Annotated in this window: 7 protein-coding genes; 2 read left to right on the top strand and 5 right to left on the bottom strand. The window is 36.5% G+C overall.

The features are described from left to right. Window positions 1–530, bottom strand: a 530-nt coding sequence (locus V7147_RS22670) for a peptidoglycan-binding protein (RefSeq protein ID WP_438824636.1), incomplete at its 3' end; no start/stop codon positions are given. Window positions 531–822: 292 nt separating this feature from the next. Then, window positions 823–996: a hypothetical protein gene (locus V7147_RS22665; RefSeq protein WP_335370065.1), complete on the bottom strand. Its 174-nt coding sequence runs from the start codon at window positions 994–996 to the stop codon at window positions 823–825. Between the two features lie 144 nt (window positions 997–1,140). On the opposite strand from V7147_RS22665, the gene V7147_RS22660 reads away from it, so the two are divergent. Then, a complete protein-coding gene (locus tag V7147_RS22660; RefSeq protein ID WP_335370064.1) occupies window positions 1,141–1,392 on the top strand; it encodes a GlsB/YeaQ/YmgE family stress response membrane protein in 252 nt (83 codons plus the stop codon). Between the two features lie 116 nt (window positions 1,393–1,508). Here the strand turns inward: V7147_RS22660 and V7147_RS22655 are convergent, their stop codons facing one another. Beyond that, window positions 1,509–1,958, bottom strand: coding sequence for a CheR family methyltransferase (locus V7147_RS22655; RefSeq protein WP_335370063.1), 450 nt, complete (start codon window positions 1,956–1,958; stop codon window positions 1,509–1,511). Window positions 1,959–2,060: 102 nt separating this feature from the next. On the opposite strand from V7147_RS22655, the gene V7147_RS22650 reads away from it, so the two are divergent. Then, window positions 2,061–2,294: a hypothetical protein gene (locus V7147_RS22650; RefSeq protein WP_335370062.1), complete on the top strand. Its 234-nt coding sequence runs from the start codon at window positions 2,061–2,063 to the stop codon at window positions 2,292–2,294. 447 nt (window positions 2,295–2,741) lie between these two features. On the opposite strand, the gene V7147_RS22640 is transcribed toward V7147_RS22650, so the two are convergent. Both V7147_RS22640 and prsW read right to left on the bottom strand, forming a co-directional pair. Continuing rightward, entirely contained in the window at window positions 2,742–3,212 is a 471-nt protein-coding gene (locus V7147_RS22640) for a universal stress protein (RefSeq protein ID WP_335370060.1), read from the bottom strand. A gap of 185 nt (window positions 3,213–3,397) precedes the next feature. Continuing rightward, window positions 3,398–4,033: a glutamic-type intramembrane protease PrsW gene (prsW, locus tag V7147_RS22635; RefSeq protein ID WP_335370059.1), complete on the bottom strand. Its 636-nt coding sequence runs from the start codon at window positions 4,031–4,033 to the stop codon at window positions 3,398–3,400. Between the last annotated feature and the right edge of the window lie 103 nt (window positions 4,034–4,136).

Below are 4,136 nucleotides of genomic sequence, written 5' to 3'. Positions count from 1 at the left end.
GCTTGCGGTTGCTTTGGCTGTGCTGCAGGTGCCTTTGCCTGAGGCTGCTTTTGCTCTGCCGTAAATTGTTTTTCTATTTCAGTACGTCTTGCCTCTGCTGTCGTTTTTGCTTTTTGGATATTCTGTTCAGACGGAGCTGATTGAATACTCCAAGGAACACCGCCATAGTGGGTGAAACGATTCCCTTTACGTAAATTGTTGTGTACAAATTGCTTATTATACTTTGTAAAGCGGTTAATCATTGCTTTTGTTTTGTCACCGACTAATCCATCTACCTCTTCAAGGCCAAATGACTTCTGGAAATTTCGGACTGCCCAGTATGTACTCCAGCCGTAAACTCCGTCAATGGTGCCGTGGTAATAGCCGTTATATTGTAGTCTTGATTGCAACTCAATTACATCGTCACCTGTTGCACCACGTTGAATAGTCTGCTCAGAAAAAGCTTGAACATTATTAGTAGTTCCTCCAATGAACACACTAACAAACATGATAAGGACGATGGGGAACATCAAATACTTTTTAAAGTTCATAATCAATTACCTCCCTAACCATTTTCTATATATACTTACAAGTATTTTCTGTAGAGGCTGGTATTTTATTCATAAGTATTTAAAGAATAAAATGAACTGAATATATGAATTATGATTTTTGGTGGGGGTTTGATTCAGGAAAGAATAAAACGACTAATCAGATTAAATATTGATTAGTCGTTTTTTAAAGTTAGTTATTCAACTTTTCATACTTATATAATAAGGAATGTTCACTCGGATAATCTGGTAAGTGAAGAAGTGATTTTTCATGTGCCATTAGTTCCTAATTTACCTAATTCCACACTTTACTCAAGCTCAAAGGCACAAAGGACCGTTTGCCTTTAATTTCTTGATGAATAATCGGATCCTCAAAAGCCTGTTCCAAAGTTTTTGATTCTCTTATCTTATGCCTTGCCCTTTGATGAGATCCAATTAATTTTTCAAAACTTAGATTTGAATATTTCATATTTTATTCTCCTCCTTTGCATGTTATATAACCGTTCTAAAAAAATTTAAACATCTTTTTGTACAAGAATGTAAGGTTTATTTTATTTGAATTCCGGGTAAGTCATTAAGTAGTTGAAATTGCGAACAGAAAGGAGATAGCAAAATGGAATTAATTTGGTCATTAATTGTCGGAGGTATTATCGGCTATTTAGCAGGTTTAATTCTTGGACGTGATATACCAGGAGGCATTTTCGGAAATATTGTAGCAGGTTTTATTGGGGCATGGCTCGGATCCTTAATTTTCGGCGGATGGGGACCAGTGGTTGGTGGATTCTATATCATTCCCGCATTAATTGGCGCCATCATCCTCGTGTTCATCCTCAGTTTTTTGCTGAGGAGTGTAAAGCGAACATAGCAAACACTAAACAGTTCAAATTCGGTATTTTAATAAAGGCTCAATACTGAGCCTTTTCATATTTACAGAGTCCCGCGATAAATTAAACTACTTCCTCTGATAGCGCTTCTTCATTCTTACCAGTAGCATAGATTTTTGTTTTTTCCGCCAACCCCCTCTTCAAGGAAAAGGATAATCATTGAATAGACCTTCTCCCCAGTCGCGCAGCCAGCATGCCAAATCCGGATTTCCGGCAGGTCCCGTAGGATCGGCACAACCTCGCTACGAAACGCTGCAAAGAAACGAGGATCCCGATACATCTCCGTCACACGGATGGAGAAATCATTCAATAATCGCTCCATACACGCCGGATCGTGTAGGACTCTTTCCAATAAAGCTGTGATAGTCGGCAGTCTTTCTGCCTTCATACTATGGAAAATCCTTCTACTTAAAGAAGTTCGGACGTAGCTACGAAAATCATAACCAAATTTTTGATAAACACCCTCCAACAGTAAATTAATTTCAATTTGTTCCAATTCACTTAATGGCGCTTCTCGGGTTTCAATTTTAAGATTTTTTTCATTCATTCCATATCATTCTGCTTCGTCAGCCATACGCGCATTAAGCCTGCTAAACCGAATTCTAAATCTCTTTTTGAATTTTTTTTAAAATTGCATGGACGGTTGTATGTGAAATTATACCGAAGGATTCTAAATAAACAGACAAATGTTTTGTTTTTAAAAAACGGGGTATTAAAAGGGAAAGGAGGAAAAGCGAAGAAGAAAAAATTAAAGTATGTTAATAATAGTTCGATGGCTCAGAATTTGGAGGAAGTCGAAAAACTTGGGAAAGAAATGGAGCAGGCAAAAACTGCCACGGAGCTAAAGACAGTGGACGAACTCACGCCAGATTCCGAACAATAGGATAGTATGGAAGCTTGATTTCCTAATTGGATAAAGGAGGAATTTAAAATGAANNTATCTAACAAACCTAATCGCATTAAAGCGGAGGGCTTTATACGTGATTTGAAAAGAAAGATCAAGCCAACTGTATTTGAAAAAAGTGAGCGACTCCCAATCGAAAAAGGTGGTCATCCCGACCCCTACGATCAAGCTGATAACAATATGGTTGATGAGGGTGCTTTATATTCGGTAAAATTCTACAACGAGAAAATGCAGTAATAATGGGCAAAGTCCCTCACACAACCTTTCCAATAAAAATGTCCAAGCAATATTATTAATTGCTTGGACATTTTTTAGGGCGTTAGACAAGATATGAATTTAAAAAAATAATTGGGGTATAAAACCCCAATCTTGAGCAACCTTCTTAATTCTTAAAAACTATAAAAATAGGCATAAATCAACTATCATTTATTTTACAACAAGAACGGAGCAATCAGCATCAGATGTAACTTTTTTACTGACGCTTCCCAGCACCAATTTTTTTAACCCACTAAGGCCTCTTTCCCCAATTAAAATTAAATCTATGTGATTCAATTCAGCATAATCACAAATGGTTTTTGCCGCATCTCCTTCTATTAATTCCGTCTTAACACAGGCATTTAAATTATTTGATTCAACTTCTGCTTTGGCATTCCTTAGTATGGTTTCACCTTGACTTCTTTCGTTCATTTTAGTTTCTTGCAGTTCGTTCTCTAATATTTCTGGGTTGACATAACCAACACCTGCTATGCCGTAAACAGGAGTGACCATGCTCCCTTTAAAAACATGAATCAGGGTTAGATTTTTAGTGCTATTACCCACCAATTCAACTGCAGATTCTAATGCTTGTTTACTTCCGTCCGAACCATCAATTGCTACTAAAATTCTTTCGTATTTCATGATTAGTCACCCTTTCAATATTTTTAATAATTTTACCCTTTAATAACAGCCTTTTTGTATTTTGCTGTTGTACATACTAGTTACCCATTCGTAACCACTATTAAACATTAAATATTACTAGCTGAAAGACTCGCGCCATTACCTTATTAATTCATATAAAAAAATAACCCGCCAATAATGACAGGTTAAGGTTTTGCAATTTTTACTTTATGTAATCCAAACCACCATAGGAACAACATAAATGGTACCATGATAAAAATCCATTTTTTCATTGAAAGCAGTATGTAATCATAAAAACCATGTAATAAAAATGGAAACAAGAAGGAAATAAATATCCATTTTTTCTCTTCCTTCGTTGAAAATTTAGCCTTACCGAGATAAAACCCCATTATCACACCAAATAAGGCGTGACTTGAGACCGGTAAAAGTGCTCGGCCCACCGCAAACTGGACCCCATTTGCAAATAAATAAAGAATATTTTCCAAAGTTGCAAATCCTAAGGACAAGGAAGCACCATATACGATTCCATCATATTGTTCATCAAATTCAATATGTTGATATACGGTATAAAAAAGGATAAACCACTTAAAAAACTCCTCCAATAAGCCTACAGATAAAAAGGCTTGTAAAAGAGTATGGGAAAATACCTCTTCTACCCCTAACACATATTGAATAAACATAATCGGAAACACCAAAAGGGCCCCAAAAACGAATATACGAAAAACCATCACAATCGGTTCTGCTTCATATTTATCTTTTAAATAAAAATAACTTAATAACGCAAGTCCAGGTGCTAGTCCTGCGGTTATGACCGCCAACATAAGAATCCTCTTCTCCCTGAAAATTTAAATCAAAAACGACAAGGCGTATTTGCGCCCAGATTTTTTTGGCCAACACGAGGTGGGTCATAAAGACGTTGCCACA

This window comes from Bacillus sp. JJ1521 (assembly GCF_036965165.1).
In the GTDB taxonomy this organism is placed as follows: domain Bacteria; phylum Bacillota; class Bacilli; order Bacillales; family Bacillaceae_L; genus Ferdinandcohnia.
The sequence above is the reverse complement of the archived record's forward strand: the minus strand, read 5'-3'. Positions and strand labels throughout refer to the sequence as shown.

What these genes read in the sequence shown, in the direction of transcription:
- V7147_RS22655 (WP_335370063.1), bottom strand. Translation starts at nt 1,958, where the DNA reads ATGAATGAAAAAAATCTTAAAATTGAAACCCGAGAAGCGCCATTAAGT.
- prsW (WP_335370059.1), bottom strand. Translation starts at nt 4,033, where the DNA reads ATGTTGGCGGTCATAACCGCAGGACTAGCACCTGGACTTGCGTTATTA.
- V7147_RS22660 (WP_335370064.1), top strand. Translation starts at nt 1,141, where the DNA reads ATGGAATTAATTTGGTCATTAATTGTCGGAGGTATTATCGGCTATTTA.
- V7147_RS22640 (WP_335370060.1), bottom strand. Translation starts at nt 3,212, where the DNA reads ATGAAATACGAAAGAATTTTAGTAGCAATTGATGGTTCGGACGGAAGT.
- V7147_RS22665 (WP_335370065.1), bottom strand. Translation starts at nt 996, where the DNA reads ATGAAATATTCAAATCTAAGTTTTGAAAAATTAATTGGATCTCATCAA.